The 15232-nt window shown below is 67.7% G+C and carries 17 protein-coding genes; 8 read left to right on the forward strand and 9 right to left on the reverse strand.

From position 1 onward, the window contains the following. Positions 1–70 precede the first annotated feature (70 nt). Together ACQP2T_RS06580 and ACQP2T_RS06585 are read left to right on the forward strand one after the other, a co-directional pair. Entirely contained in the window at positions 71–1600 is a 1530-nt protein-coding gene (locus ACQP2T_RS06580) for an MFS transporter (RefSeq protein ID WP_433515299.1), read from the forward strand. A gap of 395 nt (positions 1601–1995) precedes the next feature. Next, positions 1996–2643, forward strand: coding sequence for a hypothetical protein (locus tag ACQP2T_RS06585; RefSeq protein WP_433515300.1), 648 nt, complete (start codon positions 1996–1998; stop codon positions 2641–2643). A gap of 17 nt (positions 2644–2660) precedes the next feature. Here ACQP2T_RS06585 and ACQP2T_RS06590 read toward each other — a convergent pair whose 3' ends face one another. From ACQP2T_RS06590 to ACQP2T_RS06605, 4 genes are all read right to left on the reverse strand, one after another. Continuing rightward, the gene (locus tag ACQP2T_RS06590; RefSeq protein WP_433515301.1) at positions 2661–3578 is read right to left on the reverse strand and encodes a hypothetical protein; all 918 of its coding nucleotides are present in this window, start codon (positions 3576–3578) and stop codon (positions 2661–2663) included. Positions 3579–3654: 76 nt separating this feature from the next. Next, on the reverse strand, positions 3655–4404 hold the full coding sequence (locus ACQP2T_RS06595) for a phosphotransferase family protein (protein WP_433515302.1): 750 nt from the start codon (positions 4402–4404) through the stop codon (positions 3655–3657). 130 nt (positions 4405–4534) lie between these two features. Next, positions 4535–5212: a DUF6461 domain-containing protein gene (locus ACQP2T_RS06600; RefSeq protein WP_433515303.1), complete on the reverse strand. Its 678-nt coding sequence runs from the start codon at positions 5210–5212 to the stop codon at positions 4535–4537. A gap of 341 nt (positions 5213–5553) precedes the next feature. Further along, positions 5554–6000, reverse strand: coding sequence for a nitroreductase family deazaflavin-dependent oxidoreductase (locus tag ACQP2T_RS06605; protein ID WP_433515304.1), 447 nt, complete (start codon positions 5998–6000; stop codon positions 5554–5556). Between the two features lie 462 nt (positions 6001–6462). On the opposite strand from ACQP2T_RS06605, the gene ACQP2T_RS06610 reads away from it, so the two are divergent. From ACQP2T_RS06610 to ACQP2T_RS06620, 3 genes are all read left to right on the forward strand, one after another. Continuing rightward, the gene (locus tag ACQP2T_RS06610; protein WP_433515305.1) at positions 6463–6903 is read left to right on the forward strand and encodes an SMI1/KNR4 family protein; all 441 of its coding nucleotides are present in this window, start codon (positions 6463–6465) and stop codon (positions 6901–6903) included. 175 nt (positions 6904–7078) lie between these two features. Then, a complete protein-coding gene (locus ACQP2T_RS06615) occupies positions 7079–7714 on the forward strand; it encodes a DUF6461 domain-containing protein (RefSeq protein WP_433515306.1) in 636 nt (211 codons plus the stop codon). Between the two features lie 70 nt (positions 7715–7784). After that, a complete protein-coding gene (locus tag ACQP2T_RS06620) occupies positions 7785–8126 on the forward strand; it encodes a hypothetical protein (RefSeq protein ID WP_433515307.1) in 342 nt (113 codons plus the stop codon). On the opposite strand, the gene ACQP2T_RS06625 is transcribed toward ACQP2T_RS06620, so the two are convergent. From ACQP2T_RS06625 to ACQP2T_RS06640, 4 genes are all read right to left on the reverse strand, one after another. After that, entirely contained in the window at positions 8083–9027 is a 945-nt protein-coding gene (locus ACQP2T_RS06625; protein WP_433515308.1) for a C45 family autoproteolytic acyltransferase/hydolase, read from the reverse strand. The two genes, ACQP2T_RS06620 and ACQP2T_RS06625, sit on opposite strands and share 44 nt — an antisense overlap. Before the next feature lie 185 nt (positions 9028–9212). Next, on the reverse strand, positions 9213–9614 hold the full coding sequence (locus ACQP2T_RS06630) for a DUF6223 family protein (RefSeq protein WP_433515309.1): 402 nt from the start codon (positions 9612–9614) through the stop codon (positions 9213–9215). Between the two features lie 182 nt (positions 9615–9796). Beyond that, entirely contained in the window at positions 9797–10456 is a 660-nt protein-coding gene (locus tag ACQP2T_RS06635) for a sulfotransferase family protein (protein ID WP_433519721.1), read from the reverse strand. A 198-nt stretch (positions 10457–10654) separates the two neighbouring features. Next, complete coding sequence (locus ACQP2T_RS06640; RefSeq protein ID WP_433515310.1) at positions 10655–11056, reverse strand: DUF6223 family protein; 402 nt, start codon at positions 11054–11056, stop codon at positions 10655–10657. A 260-nt stretch (positions 11057–11316) separates the two neighbouring features. Between ACQP2T_RS06640 and ACQP2T_RS06645 the strand changes: the two genes are divergently transcribed. Next, positions 11317–12549, forward strand: a complete 1233-nt coding sequence (locus ACQP2T_RS06645) for a sensor histidine kinase (RefSeq protein WP_433515311.1) — start codon at positions 11317–11319, stop codon at positions 12547–12549. A 20-nt stretch (positions 12550–12569) separates the two neighbouring features. After that, positions 12570–13232: a response regulator gene (locus ACQP2T_RS06650; RefSeq protein ID WP_433519722.1), complete on the forward strand. Its 663-nt coding sequence runs from the start codon at positions 12570–12572 to the stop codon at positions 13230–13232. Here the strand turns inward: ACQP2T_RS06650 and ACQP2T_RS06655 are convergent, their stop codons facing one another. Further along, the gene (locus ACQP2T_RS06655; RefSeq protein ID WP_433515312.1) at positions 13233–14129 is read right to left on the reverse strand and encodes a LysR family transcriptional regulator; all 897 of its coding nucleotides are present in this window, start codon (positions 14127–14129) and stop codon (positions 13233–13235) included. Between the two features lie 130 nt (positions 14130–14259). Between ACQP2T_RS06655 and ACQP2T_RS06660 the strand changes: the two genes are divergently transcribed. Next, the gene (locus ACQP2T_RS06660; RefSeq protein ID WP_433515313.1) at positions 14260–15207 is read left to right on the forward strand and encodes a TIGR03620 family F420-dependent LLM class oxidoreductase; all 948 of its coding nucleotides are present in this window, start codon (positions 14260–14262) and stop codon (positions 15205–15207) included. Positions 15208–15232 lie beyond the last annotated feature (25 nt).

Here is a 15232-nt window from a genome sequence, read left to right on the forward strand (position 1 = left end):
CCGGCGATTCGTCAACCCGGAGTGTGCCGAATGGCTCGCTCCCGGGAGCTCACCGAAGGAACACACACTCATGTCATCCGTGGATCTAGACGACGGCCGCCGCGCCGGTCTCAGACAATGGGCAGGGCTGGTGGTGTTGGTCCTGCCCGCCATGTTGCTGTTCATGATGCTCACCATTTTGTTCCTGGCCATCCCTCAGCTGACGGCCGAACTGCGGCCGACCAGTACCCAGGCCCTGTGGATCATCGACATCTACGGCTTCCTGATGGCCGGTCTCCTGGTCACCATGGGCACCCTCGGGGACAGGATCGGCCATCGCCGGCTGCTGATCGCGGGTGCGGCCGTCTTCGCCGTCGTCTCGGTGATCGCCGCCAACACCTCCGATCCCGCCCTGATGATCGTCTGGCGGGCGGTGCTGGGCATCGCCGCTGCCACCCAGATGCCCGCCACCCTCGGGCTGATCTTCTCCACGTTCGCCGACCCGCGGCAACGAGGCATCGCGGTCGGCATCTGGTCGGGCGGCATCTCCGTCGGCACCGGACTCGGCCCGGTGATCGGCGGGGCGCTGCTGGAGGCGTTCTCCTGGCGCGGGGCCTTCCTGGTCGCGGTGCCCATCATGGCCATCGTGGCGATCGGTGCCCCGCTGCTGCTGCCCAACCCCCGCAACCCGGCAGCCGGCCGCCTGGACCTGTTCAGCGTGCTGCTGTCGCTGGCGACCCTGCTGCCGATCGTGTACGGCGTCAAGGAACTGGCCAGGCCGGACTCGCTCCTGCCGGCGCTGGCCGGTATAGCGCTCGGGCTGGCGTTCGGCGCGTGGTTCCTCGTACGCCAGCTCCGCCTGCCCGAGCCGCTCCTGGACGTGCGGCTGTTCGCCAACCGTACGATCAGCGGTGCGCTGGGCGTATTCCTGCTCGCCGCGACCGGGCTCGGCGGTATCTACCTGCTGTTCACCCAGTACCTGCAGCTCGTCGAGGGACTCTCGCCGCTGCGGGCGGGGCTGTGGGTGCTGCCGGGCGCGGCCCTGCTGGTGGTCGTCTCCACGCTCTCGCCCATCCTGGTACGCCGTATCCGCCCCGGATACCTGATCGCCGCGGGGCTGGCCGTGCAGGTGATCGGCTACCTGATGCTCACCCAGGTCGACGTCGCGGGCGGGTTGCCGCTGTTGGTCACGGGCTTCATGGTGCTCTATCCCGCCGTCGCGCCGTCCATGGCGCTGACCACCAACCTGGTCGTAGGCTCGGTGCCGCCGCAGAAGGCAGGGGCGGCGTCCGGGCTGGCCACCACTTGCAGCGACCTGGGCATCTCACTCGGCATCGCCATCATCGGCAGCATCGGCGCCGTCGTCTACCGTGCCCAGGCCAGTACCGTCCTGCCCGGCGGCCTGCCGCCCGAGGCAGCCGCGGCCAGCCGCGACAGCCTCGGCGGCGCGGTGTCGGCGGCGCAGGCGCTCCCGAGTGAACTGGCCGCGGCGGTGCTCGCTCCCGCTCGTGAGGCCTTCGCCGGCGGGCTCAACGTGGCGGCCATCGTCGCGGCGGTCATCGCGGGCGGCGCGGCGGTTCTGGCGCTCCGCCAACTGCGTCACATTCCGCCCACTGGCTGAGAAGGGGACTCCATCAGGATGTCTCCGCCGAAGGGGCGAAGCCAGCCCGGAACTCCGCTTCAACCTCCTGGCCCGCTTACAACCGGCGGAACGAATCGGGTAGTTGCCATGTCGAGGTCATAGTGGAAAGCGCGGGCTCGCCTGGCAAAGGTGAGAACAAGGATTACATCGCATTCCAACGCCCTGGCAGCTACACGAACTCGGGCGCGGCCTCGAACCAATCGTCGTGTGGTGGCATCCAACAAGGTCACAGCATCAAAGGGACTTTATGTGACCATCTGGTTGAGCGGCCCCTTCGGAGGAGGCAACCATGTCACTGCGGATGGGCCTTTCGCCAGGCGACTGGGGCTGCGCGTGACGCAGGGCACCCTCGCAGCCGTGAGCGTGTCCCCGGCATGATGATCCGCAAACGCGCCCCACGCTCCACTCAGCGAATCGACGTGACCCGCCTTCCCGAAGACGTCGTAGCGCTCATCGACGCCCTCGAGCCCGGCGAGAGCCTGGTTCTCACGCGTGACGGCGCATCGATCGCGACGATCTCCAGCACCATTGACGTGGTCGAAGGCGCCATCGTCGATCCTGGCGCGCCAGATGAGGCCAACGATCAAGCACCGATCGACTACGAGAGCGCGACAGTCGTGGCCACCGCGATGGAGCTGTCGACCGCGGCTCGGGTGGCGCTGTCCACCCAGCTCGGGGCGGACTACGTGGTGCTCGATATGCACGCGGCTCCCGCGACAACCGATGTGCTGCTGGTACCTCCAGGCAGCCCGCAGCTGATCGCAGCGCTCCGATCGATGTTCCCGAAAGCTCGCGTCGTCGTCACCGAAATCGAGGACCACGAACTCGGAGTCCAGTACCACGGCCCGGTCCGGCGACTGCTCGACGCCGGCGCTGATGCGTATCTACCTCCGGCGACCCTCCCACACCTGGCCAGGCAGCTTGACTACACACTGAATCAAGGGCGGGAGATTACCGGCGGGATCGCGACACCACTGCAGATCGCGCCGACCGTGGAGCCGGCAGATCCAGAGGACGAATGACGAATCCGACCCTGTGGTCAACGATCGCGCTGACGCTTACCCTGGCGGCCGACGCTGACAGTGCGTACCGAGATGCCCTCGTCGGCGGTGGCGATGCCGACAGCGGCGCTGGTACCCATCACGCACGACCGGTCCGAGGCGTGTGCGGCCTCTATCAGGCCGCTCGGCGCCGTCGCCGTGGCGATGGTCTCGCCTTCGTGATCCAGCAGCGCCACCTCGAAATCGCTGACCAGCCACATGCGCTCGTCTCCGGCCGGCATGGCGAATGCGCCGTAGCCATGACGCAAGAGCCGGGCCTTCTTCCGGGGAGTGAGCCACCCAACGTGGGAGTCACGGCCCGCCCAGCGGGCGGTGACGAGAACTCCGCGAGCCGTGGCATAGCCCGTCAGCTCGGTTTCGTCGGCACCACCGGAGTGCCACAGTCCCAGGAGTTCCAGATCCAGGCTGAAATGCGCCACGACGCCGCGTTTCCCGTCTGCCACCACCAGTCCGTGTTCGGTGGCGGTCAGTGTTGGGTCGCCGCCGATGACGCGGGAGATCGGTGACTCGTCGGTTGCCGCGAGACCGGGTGCCGCGTCGCCGAGGTCATCCAGGAGCACCTCGTGCTCCCAGTCGCCCGGCTTCCCGACAGCCAGGCGGCAGACCCCGCCGGTAGGAGGAAGGACCGCCGCTAAACGCCCTTCGCCAAGGCCGGCCAGCCGCAACACCTCGTGCTCGTGGGCCGCGACGGGCGAGACATCGCTGAGCCGGAACTCCTGGAGCCGGTTGCCGGCCCAGATCCGGTCGGCTGCTACGTCGACCGCCAGCGGGGTCTTCCAACCAAGGTCGTGTCGGGCCTTCGCCTCGCCGGACACCGCGAAATCGCGCAGGACCCGAACGACCCTCGTCCGGTCACACGCGTGAACCACCAGCTCGCCATCGGTCCAGATTTCCATGCCGCCTCCCGCGCCTACTTGATCAAGAAGGAGACCATATCGGAGGCAACAGACAGACAAGGCAGATCGCGCTTGCCTAACCGAGCCGATCCAAAGCCCGCCCGACCGCTCGCATGAACGTACCGGGCGGATTTCTCGGCAGCTCGTCCTTCAGCAGGAAGACCCACAGCAACGCAAACAACCTGCGACATTCCAACAGTCGGCGTTCCTCAGCGGAGTCGAGCTCGAAACGCACCTCGCTCTCCCCGTTTACCCAGCACGATACGTGCTCGGCCATCTCGGCGACCTCGGTCGCCCGATCGCTACGCCCCGACTCCTCGAAATCGACAATCCTGACGCGCGCGCCGTCCCACAGGAAGTTCGCCGTGTTGCCATCACTGGCCCCGAACACCGGCCGAACCCCACGCTCACCCGGTTCCCACCCGGACAGCCACCGCGCGCCCTCTCTGACGGCCTGGTCCGCGAGCTCGTTCTTCGGCTGCCATTGCCCGGCCCACGCGAGTAATTGATCCCTGATCCGCTCCACCGGCCACAACCGCTGCGGTACGCGGTCGAGTACCTGCCGGGGCACTGCGCTATGCAGCCGGTCCACCGCCTCCACCAGTTCCTTCTCCGGTACGGCAGGCAGTAGAAGGAGCGGCGTGCCCTCGATGCGCGACATCACCACCAGATCGGTCCCGTACTCCACGGGTGAGGGCGCGAGCCCGGGCGCGTGCTCCGCGAGCAACTGCAGCGCCCGCCATTCCCGCTCGGCGGCGCCAGGCTTGCCGTCGGTGAAGCGTTTGCGCACCAGGTCGCCGTCGATCTGCACATCGTGGGTCTGCATGAGTGGATATTGAACCAGCCATGGGCGACGGCGCGGTCTGGGTCGAGTGCTGCCGTGAGGATATGAAGGACGGCTCTGGAAGGTGGCCAAGGACGAGACCACAGGCCCGGAAGGTGCGCCGGTCGCCGTATCAGGGTGTCTCGCGCTGAAGGTCTTCCCGCGGCAGGTCGGCGATCGCGCCCACCAGTAGTGGTCCGTTCAGCAGGTCGGCGGTGAACGTCACGCCGGTGAGGCGGGCCGCCATCGCGAACATCCGCGCGAGGCCATGCTCGGCCAGGTCGTCGTAGCGCTGGTCCCACTCCTCGTCCGAGCCCGCTTCCAGAGGCAGGCCGAACTCACGCATGAGGCCGGCGAGCCGGTCTGTGTCGGTACCGGAGCGATCTTCGGGAACGGTCGGGTCGAAAGCGGTGATCATGATGCCATCGGCGGCGTAGTGGAAGTAGTCGCAGGCGTAGTCATGTCGTAAGACGGACACCACGTCGGTGCCGGCCGACAGCCGCGCCAGCGTCGGGTCGCCCGTCCCCGACCAGCCGGACGGTTCCACCGCCGCACACCCGTCGCCGGTTGCGACCACTCCGACGTAGCCACCTCCGTCACCGCCGCCGGTCACCATCGTGAAGTCGGAGACCGCCAGATCCAGCTCGGCGAAGCTCATCTCCGTGCTCGTACGGGCGCCGAACCGCCGCAACACCTCGGCCGGGTCGAGCCCGCGCAGCAAGGTCACGCAGTAGATCTCGCCGAGGAGGTTGCCCTGATCGTCGTACGGCGGTTGCAGCCAGCGGAACGGCGCCAACGCATCGATCGTCATACCGGGATCTTGGCAGGCCCTACCGACATAGTTCGGCCCACTTCATTCTTCCGCGTATCTACTGTTCGAGAGTGACCTGATGCCGCTGGAATCACGGAAAGTCACTAACGCGCCCCTGGGCATCGAGAACTCGCGATAGTTGAACAGGCGACTCCAAGCTCAGCATCAACCCGTAGCCGCCAGGACCATCTCGCGATCGAGATCGGATAAAGCCATTGGATCACGATATGTCTGGAGGCCGACAGCCGCCGCAAGAGGCACGCAGGAGTCCCGCCGCGAGAGCGAGCGCGGCAGGACTCACAGATGCTGGTGGCAGGCGTCCAGTGGGGCAGGCCCCGCGGTCAGACTTCGACCGGCTCCAGCACGAACACCGGGATCTCCCGATCCGTCTTCTTCTGGTAGTCGGCATACGGCGGATACGCCGCCACCGCACGCTGCCACCACTCGGCCTTCTCCGCGCCAGTCACTTCACGGGCCCTCATGTCCTGCTTGACCGGGCCGTCCTGAAGCTCCACACGGGGCTCGGCCTTGAGGTTGAAGTACCAGACGGGGTGCTTGGGAGCGCCGCCCTGCGAGGCGACCACGGCGTATCGACCTTCATGTTCCACACGCATCAGCGGCGTCTTGCGGATCTTGCCGCTCGCGGCGCCCAGGTTGGTCAGCACAACAACGGGCAATCCCGTGTCCCTCAGGGTCGTGCCCTTGGTACCGCCGGAGCTCTCGTACAGCTCCACTTGCTCACGCACCCACTGCGCGGTGCTGGGTTCGTACTCACCCTCAAGAGGCATGTCATCCGTCCTTAGGTCGGCCGACTCGCGTGCGAAGGGTGCAACGCCCGCACCGTGCGGGTTTCATCCATGCATGGCGGTGACGGCGCCGGCAGCCGTTGGGAGGCGGGCCGAGAGCGGATCCATCCAGAGCGGAACCCGCAGTCGCTCGGCAATCCAGGCGAGCTCTTGGCGGCGTTGCAATGCATTCCTGAGAGGAACCACCCCGCCTTGAAGGCACGGCATCCCGCCGAGGCAACCACCAGTTCGACCTGGCCGTCACTGGGCGGCTCGACCTTCTCGCTGCGGCAGCGCATCGGCCAGGCGGCCGGAGTCGGTCTCCATCAGGCACACCTCGGCGGCCGGTCCGGCAGCCGCCATTCGCTAGCTCAGCTGGGATGATATCCGTACGACCTTGGCGCTAACCGAGGTTCATGGCCGCGACCCATCTAAGCAGCTGCTATCTGATGAGGAATTGGGATCATGTGGAAAGAGCTCATCAAGCTCCTGTATCCAGAAGCTGGATTCTCTGAAGGGGTGAGTGGCTCAACTCTGGCGACTGCCGAGCGAAATATGAACGTGCACATACCTGGTGATCTGCAAGAATTGCTGCGGCAAACCAATGGCGTGCTCGATCGCTGGGAAGTCGATGTGATATGGCCGATCGACCGGATAGTCCGGGACAATTCAACATTTCGAACTTTTCCGGATTTCAAAGAACTCTACATGCCGTTCGACTGTCTTCTTTTCTTCGGCGATAATGGCGGAGGGGATCAATTTGCTTACGTAGTGGAGCCCGATCGCCATGACATTTTTGTCTGGGATCACGAGAATGACAGCAGGCAATGGGTCGCGGGCAGTCTTGAGGAATATCTTCGGCGCAGACTGACCTCGTCCGGTGACGAGTGGTACAGAAGCGACTGACCTCGGTCTGTTCAGACCGCTGGCGTGGCATTCGGAGGTGTGGTCCGCCGCTCGAACCGGCACCGCCGGAGTACGTGACGCCGACGAAGCGGACGGGCAGTCGCCTGCGCAGTAGATTGCCAAGCCGGCGGGCGTTCCAGGACGTCCGCCGGCTCCTCATGATGGATGATGAGGCGTGCGGGAAGACGACTTCGATCACTACAAGGCGCTTGTGTCGGTGTGGTTCTCCGATCCGACATGCCTGACATGGTCTGAGCTGACCGGGTTGGACGACGTGGCGCGCGTCTTCGGTGCCGACCTCGCCGCAGCGGAACACATGAGCGTGGAAGATGCCCAGGTTGAGCAGTACAACGCGGACATCCCCGGCGTCCTGCCCATTCTGGTTGCCGGGACGATCGGCAGTTGGACGCTGGTCGTCGAACCGAACGGATGCGAGGGCGCGAGACCCGAAGTACTGCGGGCACTGTCGGCCCGCGGACGAGCGGTGAGCGTTCTGCTTGACAGCGGGCAAGGCGACCGTATGGGTTACGCCACCGCTGGCGAGTTGCGCGCCGTCCGGATGACGACCTCCCCACCTGCCCGACGCCGCCGCCTTTTGGGCGGCGCCGACGCGATCATCGACTTGGCCAACGCCGAAGATCTCTTCGCGCGGCAGGCCGCGGCCCTCCTGGCAGCGGAGCACATCACCGGTGAACGGCTTACGGAAGAGTGGCTCCTGAGCGGCCTCACGCGCATGTTCGTCGAGGATCCGCTCCCCGACGACATCGTCCCGGAGCGGTACCGTGATCATCGCGTGCTGAACGATCCCTGAGATCCGGGCGCTCATAGACGAGCCCTCACCTGGAAAGGTCGCCCGCATCAGAGCCCGGATGGTGAGGGCGATGGTGAAGGGTTCGCAACTGCGGCACCCCACTGCGGAGGAGGCTCTGGAGGTCCTGCGTGGTGACAAGGACGCCGCGCGACGCAGGGAACTTCGTCGCCACGTCGCGTCCCTGCGCGACGACCTCGTACGGGATGCCGCTCCGGAGCAGGCGCTGCGCCTGCGGGCAGTGAGCGTGCTGCTGGACGCGCTGGGAGACGACCTCGCCGAGTCCGCACGCGCAGTCGCCGACCACGCCTATATGGGGCATCTCACTGACGAACAGAAAGCCGTCATCGTTCTCAAGTCCGGAAAGTCTCTCAGCCGGTCTGGCCCAAGGTCACGGTGCGGGATCCGGGTGTGAAGTCGCCGAAGGAGTGTTGCCAGGACTCACCAGGCCAGTAGTACGTCACAAGGCCCTCGGCGGGCCGGTAGCGGGCTGTGTAGAGCGTTACCGTCCCCTGCTCGTCGACGGATCGATACAGCGGCGGCTTCAGCATCGCCGCCACGTCCGCACCCGCGGCGCGGATGGCGCGCAGCCGCTCCTGCGTCCGCATGGCCCGCTCCTGCTCGTCGGTCACCGGCAGGTGCTGGTGATTGGCGGCGCAGGCGTCCGGTGCCAGCGTCGGTGGCATATCCGGGCCCACGAACACCGTCACCGCCTTCTTGGGATCGACAAGGGTGAGGTTCTGGGGAACGGCGACCGGCAGGGACCGCAGCCTGCCGACCGCCTCATCGACGGTGTCGCACGTCTCCAGCAGGTAGCGCACGAGGATGAGAATGGCGAAGCCGCGTCCGTAGACGGAACGTCCGCCCCAGGTGAGCGAGACCGCGAGACCGGCGTCGTTCATCCCGTCCAGCAAGCCCCACAGCATGTCCTGCATCCCGATCACGGGGCGCAGGAAGCAGGAGGAGACGATGGTCCCCTCGCACTGATCGGGCCGTAGGTCATAGTTGCGGAGCAGAGTGCCGTTCTGGGCGATCTGGGTGCAGGACTGGGAGAACGGCCGCAGCGCCGCGTGGGTGAGGAAGACTTCCGCCTCGGGCCGGTCGAGCTGGCCGGCCAGGCGGTCCAGAACCGGGACCAGTTCCGGCATGTGCGCACGGAACATCGCCCGAACGCGGTCCGCGCCCCCCGGAGTTCGCCCCTCCGCGGTCAGCAGGCCCTCCATGTCCTGCCACAGGGCCCGGGCGTGGGCGGCCCACCGCCCGTCGCCGCCGTCGCCGACCTCGATCGCCTGGAAGGTCTTGTTCTGTTGCCGCATGGCTGCCACTTCCCTGTGAGAATCGGACGAGGTGCGGGCAACCTAGCTAATTGTGTGGGTAATTCACCAGGTTGCCGCCATCGACGACGGCCAGGCGCTGGATCTGATGAAGCCGCTGAACGCGAGCGTGGCCGCTTCCAAGTAGGCGATCATGTCCCGCGTTGGAGAACGACATAGGCGCCGGGTCAGGCGGTGCGGCGGGAGCGGGCCAGAGTCAGACCACCGAGGACCATGGCGATCGGTCCGACGACCAGGTCCACGTACCCCCCGACTATTCCGTAGCCGGTGCCGGGACCACCGTCGGCGGCGGCCACGACCAGCCCGCCGATGACCGCGCCTACCAGCCCCACCGCCAAGGCCACGATGGCTCCCCTCCTCCCGCCGTTGCCGACACGACGGACGGAGCGGGCCAGAGCCAACCCGCCGATGACGATGCCGGCCAGCCCCAGCAGCGCGGCCACCGCGGACCAGAGACGCCCGGCGGTCAAGGTATAAGCACTGACGGGCTGGGCCAGAACATGCGCGGCTGCCGGTGCGGCGTGCCCCAGAATTCCAAGCAGGGCGGCTTGCAGGTGAGGGACGGACATGAGGTTCCTTTCGGTCGGATGATGGGCGTCGGTGGCATATTCAGCGCTGTGGATCGCCTATGCCGGTCGAGGCGCTGGTGACAAGCGGGAGCGCCTGGGGGCTACGGAATCGATCACCGCCGTCGATGCGACAGCGCGGATGGCAGCAGGACGGTCACGCGAAAAGGCGCGGTGATGCCCGTTCAGTCGTGCGTGCCGGAAATGAAAGCCGAGTCGATGCTGCCGTCGGTCAGCAGTTGTCGCAGCGCGCGCTGCATGGATTCGGACTCGTTGAGGTGCGGGAACGGCTCGCCGACAGGAGCGTCGACGCCCAGGAACCGGCAGAGCGGCTCCCAGCCCTCGCGGACGTCGAACACCAGGAGGCGATCCGCGGGCAGGCTCTCCTGGACAACGGCCAGGTGCCGGTGGAACGCCGCTACCGCGAGCTCCTCGTCGGGCATGCCCCGCTGGAAGTCCCAGGTGTCGCCGAAGGTGGACTCTCCGATGAGGTCGAGAACCGGGCGGAGCCTCTCCATCGTCCTGAGTACCGCGGCCCCCGCCTCAGGCAGATCCGGCGGCACGTCCCGGCGGGTGGCGATCAGAGTCTGCATGCTGAGGTACCAGCGATGCGGATCGCGGACGGTCAGGATTACCTTCGCATCCGGGTAGACCTCCGCCTGCTCGCGCCAGAAGAAGCTGGCCGGCCAGTCCTGGGTGGAACGGTAGCCGTTGAGCACGCTGTCCCAGTCCAGCGGCAGACCGGAGGCGGCGGGCAGCCACCGGTCGACGTGGCCGGGATTGCTCCCGATTTCGGCCATGTGGTAGCAGGGACCGAATCCGAGCCTTTCCAGCGCCGCTTTCATCGATCTGGTTCCGGTACGCGGGAATCCCGCGCCGATCACGTGTAACACGTCAGCCTCCTGCTGTAGCGGCTGCGGCGTTCACCTTTCGGCAGACGTTGTCCGCGGCCTTGGCGTAGGTGTCGGATTGGTAGGGGGCTCACCCCGTACGGACGTACAGGCGAACAGAAGCGGATCGAGGGTCTCGATCGCGGGCCGGGGTCAGTTGCTCAGCTCGGGTTGGCGGGAGCGGGTCAGAGCCAGCCAGCCGAGGGCCGCACCGGCCAGCCCCAGCGCCAGGGCCACGGCTGCCCCGAATACTCCGTTGCCGGTGCCGAGACCGCCGTCGGAGACGGCCAGCTTCACCGCGCCATTGAGCCCACCGATCAGCCCCACCACCAGGGCCACGATGGCTGCTCTCCTCCCGCCGTTGCCGGTACGACGGACGGAGCGCAGCGCCAGCCAGCCGATGACCACGCCGCTCAGCGCCACCAGCGCGGCCACACTGGCCCAGATTCGGGCGGGGGTTCCGATGAAGGTATCCACACCCTGGGCCGCGCATTCTGCCTGCGTCGTACAGACTGGCGAGGTCGCCTGCGCGGCAAGCGTCAGCAGGACGGACATTGAGCTTCCTTTCGGGCGGATGACGGACGCCCGCAGCATGTCCAGCGCGGTGGATCGCCTGCGCCGGTGACGAGAGCGAGCGTCTGGGAGCGTTTACGGAATCGATCGTCGCGCCGTCGAGGCGGTCGCGGCCTCCGACAGCGGATGGCAGCGTCTACGCGGTTCTGCGTAGACGACTCGTGCCTCGGTACGCTTGTCGTCGTAGGCGGTCGCGCGTCCGGGCGGAGTGTTCCCGCAGGCAGGAACCGTAGGATCGCGGTATGGAACACCGAGTGGCGTCGTTGCGCCTGCCGGTGCCGGCGCAGGACGTGCTGGTCGCGCTCTTCATCACCGTGATGCAGGTGCAGGGCACGATAGTCCGCAATGCCGGCGAGGTGGTACAGCGTCCCCTTAGCGACCTCGGAAATCTGGGATATGTCCTGCTGGTCGTGAGTGGTGTGGTCGTTGTCGTCCGACGCCGGTGGCCGGTGCCGGTGTTCGTCACTGCCGCGCTCGTCAGCCTGGTGTACTACGGCCTTGACTTCCCGGACGGGCCCGGTTGGCTCGGGCTCTTCGTCGCCCTATACACCGTCACCGCTTACGGGGAGGGACGCCGGTCGCTGATGATCGCAGGCGTGGGCACCTCGGTGCTCGCCATCGGCTGGCTGGTCGCCGCGGCCGACATCGAGCCACGCGCCGCCATCGGCTGGGTGTACTTCCGGATCGGCGCGTCGGTGATGAGCGCGGCCCTCGGCGAGTCCGTCCGGTCCCGGCAGGTCATCGCGGCCGAAGCTCAGCAGCGCGCCGAGCTGGCCGAACGGACTCGCGAGGAGGAAGCGCGGGCGCGGGTGGACGCCGAACGGCTCCGGATCGCGCGCGAGGTCCACGACACCGTCGCGCACGCCATAGCGATCATCAACGTCCAGTCCGGTGTCACCGCGCACGTGCTCGACAGGAAGCCGGAAGTGGCGCGCGAGGCGCTGCGTGCCATCGAGCAGACCAGTTCTCGGGCGTTGCGGGAGATGCGGGCCATCCTCGGGGTCCTGCGTGACGACGACGGTGACGACGGCGACGGGCGTGTGCCGTACCCCGGGCTGGAGCAGATCGACGAACTGGCCGCCAAGGCACGCGCGGCCGGACTCGACATCGAGCTCAAGGAGACCTCGTCCGCGGCGCCGTTGCCCAGCGCGGTGGGAGGTGCCGCGTACCGGATCCTTCAGGAGTCGATCACCAACGTGATCCGCCACGTCGGCCCGACCGGAGTGACGGTGACGCTGAACCACGGGACCGAGACATTGGAGATCCGCGTGACCGATGAGGGCCGCCGCGCCGCCCCAGGTCATGACCCCGCGGACCCGCACCTACCGGCCCGGCATCAGACCGGCCGCGGAATCCTCGGCATGCGCGAGCGCTGCCACCTGCTGGGCGGAGAACTCGACGCCGGGCCGCTTCCAGGCGGCGGGTTCGAAGTGAGCGCACGACTGCCTCTCGCGCCGACCGGGCGGAGCCTATGAACGCGGCAGCCGCCGCACCGTTGATCAAGGTGCTGCTGGCCGACGACGAGGGTCTCGTACGATCCGGGTTCAAGGTCCTGCTCGACCTCGAGGAGGACATCACGGTGGTGGGAGAGGCCACCAACGGCGCCGAAGCCGTCGAGCGCGCCGTCGCCACCCGCCCCGACGTCGTGCTCATGGACATCCGCATGCCGAAGGTGGACGGGATTCAAGCCACCGCCCGGATCGCCCAGACGCGCGGGTTGGAGCAGGTCCGGGTCATCATTCTCACCACCTACGACACCGACGAGTACGTCTTCGACGCCTTGCAGGCCGGTGCCAGCGGCTTTCTGCTCAAGGACGCCGGACCGGCCGAGCTCCTGCATGCCATCCGGGTGGTCGCCGCGGGAGAGGCGTTGCTCGCGCCGCGGATCACTCGACGACTCATCGGCCAGTTCACCGCGCGACGTACAGCCGCCCGGGTCGCGGAGGACCGGCTCGCGGTGCTGACCGAGCGCGAGCGCGAAGTGCTGGCCCTGGTGGGACAGGGCCTGAGCAACAACGAGATCGGTGCCGAGTTGTTTCTGAGCCCGGCCACCGCGCGTACCCATGTCAGCCACGCGATGGCGAAACTGGGCGCGCGCGATCGTGCGCAACTGGTCGTCATCGCTTACCAAACAGGGCTGGTCAGCCCTGCGATGTAGTCACCTTGGCTCGGTGAAATGGATTACGGCGTATTTGCGGAAGGCCGTGACGAGGCGGCTGCGGTCGTCGGCTCGGGTGGCCAGCACGACGTGGCTGGGCTCGACGCCCTCCAGGGGGATCATGGTGAGGTCGGGGCGCAGTTCGCCGATGCGGGCGGTGGCAGGGACAAGGGCAACGGCCTGCCCGCTGGCGACGAGTTCGAGTTTGTCCTCGCCCGTCTCGATGAGGGGACCGTCGGGCGCCGGGCTTCCGTCGGGCCGGGGGTCGGCGCGCCAGAAGGCGTTCCAGACCGGGTCGAGCGCCCGGGGCAGGGGCTCGTCGGCGATGTCGTCGAGGGTGACCGATTCCTTGCCCGCCAGGCGATGATCAACGGGCACCAGCAGTGCCCGGGGTTCGTCGTAGAGCACCGTGACGTGCAGCCCGTCGGTGGGGAACGGCAGCCGGGCCACCGCCGCGTCCACCCGGTGGTCGAGGAGCGCGGCGCGTGGTTCGTCCCAGTCCAGGTGGAAGATCCGCACCTCGGTGCCGGGATGCCGCTGGCGCAGCTCGCGTACCGCCGGGGTGACGACGAGGTTGCCGATGTAGCCGATCGCGATCCGGCTGGGCTGGGCGGCGGTCCGGGCTCGTGCCGCCGCGCGGGTGGCGGAGCGCAGCACGGCGAGGGCCAGCGGGAGGAAGACCTCTCCGGCGTCGGTGAGCCGGCTGCCCTGCGGGGTACGGTCCAGCAGGCGGGCGCCCACCTGCTGTTCGAGTCGGGCGATCTGCCGGCTCAGCGAGGACTGGGTGAGGTGGAGGGCGGCGGCCGCGCGACCGAAGTGCCGGTGCTCGGCGACGGTGGTGAACGAGCGCACCAGCCGGAGGTCCAGGTCCACCGGAGGGAGCGGCGAGTCGGCCATACGTCCAGCGTAATGCTTCTAACTGCGGTGATGCGCGAATCGGGATGCGCCTTGCGAAACATTCATTGGACCCTGAGTGGGCTGCGGTCCCAAGCTGATGAGCAAGTTGAGCAGCCCAAGGAGCATTCTCATGAGGACCACCACCGTGGTCGACGCGGCCCGCCAGGCGTTGGGGCCGGTCGGCTTGACGCTGCCGGTCTCGTTCACCAGCGCCCTGTCCATCGACCTGCAGCGCGAGGCCGTCGAGCGGCTGGAACGCGCCGGCTACCACGTCGTCTGGACCAACGAGGTCGTTGGCGGAAAGGACGCCCTCGTGCAGCTGGCAGTGCTGCTGGCCGCCACGCGGCGGATGGTGTTCGGCACCAGTATCGCCAACATCTGGGCCCGATCACCGCAGACCATGCATGGCGCGGCGGCCGTACTGGCCCAGGCATATCCCGGCCGGTTCGTGCTCGGGCTGGGGGTCGGCTATCCGCAGCAGGCGGCCGACACCGGCCGGGAGTTCGGCAGCCCGCTGGCCACGATGCGCGACTACCGCGAGCGGATGGACAGCCCGACCTCGCCACCCGCACCCGACGTGGCCTATCCGCGGATCATCGCCGCGAACGGCCCGAAGATGCTCGCGTTGGCCGGCGAGATCGCCGATGGGGCGCTGCCCGCCGGGGGGCCTCCCGAGTTCACCGCGCAGGTCCGTCGGGTGCTTGGTCCGGACAAACTGCTGGTCATCGGGCTCTCCGTGGTCCTGGGCGGCGGCCGCGATCAGGCGCGGGAGATCGCACGGGAGTGGGTGTCGGGCAGCCTCCGCCAGTCCTGGTACGCGGCCGCCCTGGCCCGGCTCGGCTACTCGGACCAGGAGATCGCCGAGGTGAGTGACCGGCTGGTGGACGCGATCATCGCTTACGGTGACCCTGCCGACATCGCCGCCAAGGTACGCGAGCACCTGGCCGCCGGCGCGGATCACGTGACCCTCATGCAGCCGATCGGCACCGACTTCTCGGTCGGGGTGGACCAACTGGAGCGGCTCGCGCCGGCACTGCGCGACGTCACCGCCCACTCAGACCAGCGCGCCGGCGGCTGACCAGCGCTGGTAGAACGACAGTGTT

The sequence above is a fragment of the Nonomuraea sp. CA-143628 genome (assembly GCF_050942315.1).
In the GTDB taxonomy this organism is placed as follows: Bacteria; Actinomycetota; Actinomycetes; order Streptosporangiales; family Streptosporangiaceae; genus Nonomuraea.

Excerpts from the sequence above, each read along its gene's own strand:
- ACQP2T_RS06580 (WP_433515299.1), top strand. The coding sequence starts at position 71 with ATGTCATCCGTGGATCTAGACGACGGCCGCCGCGCCGGTCTCAGACAA.
- ACQP2T_RS06585 (WP_433515300.1), top strand. The coding sequence starts at position 1,996 with ATGATGATCCGCAAACGCGCCCCACGCTCCACTCAGCGAATCGACGTG.
- ACQP2T_RS06590 (WP_433515301.1), bottom strand. The coding sequence starts at position 3,578 with ATGGAAATCTGGACCGATGGCGAGCTGGTGGTTCACGCGTGTGACCGG.
- ACQP2T_RS06595 (WP_433515302.1), bottom strand. The coding sequence starts at position 4,404 with ATGCAGACCCACGATGTGCAGATCGACGGCGACCTGGTGCGCAAACGC.
- ACQP2T_RS06600 (WP_433515303.1), bottom strand. The coding sequence starts at position 5,212 with ATGACGATCGATGCGTTGGCGCCGTTCCGCTGGCTGCAACCGCCGTAC.
- ACQP2T_RS06605 (WP_433515304.1), bottom strand. The coding sequence starts at position 6,000 with ATGCCTCTTGAGGGTGAGTACGAACCCAGCACCGCGCAGTGGGTGCGT.
- ACQP2T_RS06610 (WP_433515305.1), top strand. The coding sequence starts at position 6,463 with ATGTGGAAAGAGCTCATCAAGCTCCTGTATCCAGAAGCTGGATTCTCT.
- ACQP2T_RS06620 (WP_433515307.1), top strand. The coding sequence starts at position 7,785 with ATGGTGAAGGGTTCGCAACTGCGGCACCCCACTGCGGAGGAGGCTCTG.
- ACQP2T_RS06625 (WP_433515308.1), bottom strand. The coding sequence starts at position 9,027 with ATGCGGCAACAGAACAAGACCTTCCAGGCGATCGAGGTCGGCGACGGC.
- ACQP2T_RS06630 (WP_433515309.1), bottom strand. The coding sequence starts at position 9,614 with ATGTCCGTCCCTCACCTGCAAGCCGCCCTGCTTGGAATTCTGGGGCAC.
- ACQP2T_RS06635 (WP_433519721.1), bottom strand. The coding sequence starts at position 10,456 with ATGAAAGCGGCGCTGGAAAGGCTCGGATTCGGTCCCTGCTACCACATG.
- ACQP2T_RS06640 (WP_433515310.1), bottom strand. The coding sequence starts at position 11,056 with ATGTCCGTCCTGCTGACGCTTGCCGCGCAGGCGACCTCGCCAGTCTGT.
- ACQP2T_RS06645 (WP_433515311.1), top strand. The coding sequence starts at position 11,317 with ATGGAACACCGAGTGGCGTCGTTGCGCCTGCCGGTGCCGGCGCAGGAC.
- ACQP2T_RS06655 (WP_433515312.1), bottom strand. The coding sequence starts at position 14,129 with ATGGCCGACTCGCCGCTCCCTCCGGTGGACCTGGACCTCCGGCTGGTG.
- ACQP2T_RS06660 (WP_433515313.1), top strand. The coding sequence starts at position 14,260 with ATGAGGACCACCACCGTGGTCGACGCGGCCCGCCAGGCGTTGGGGCCG.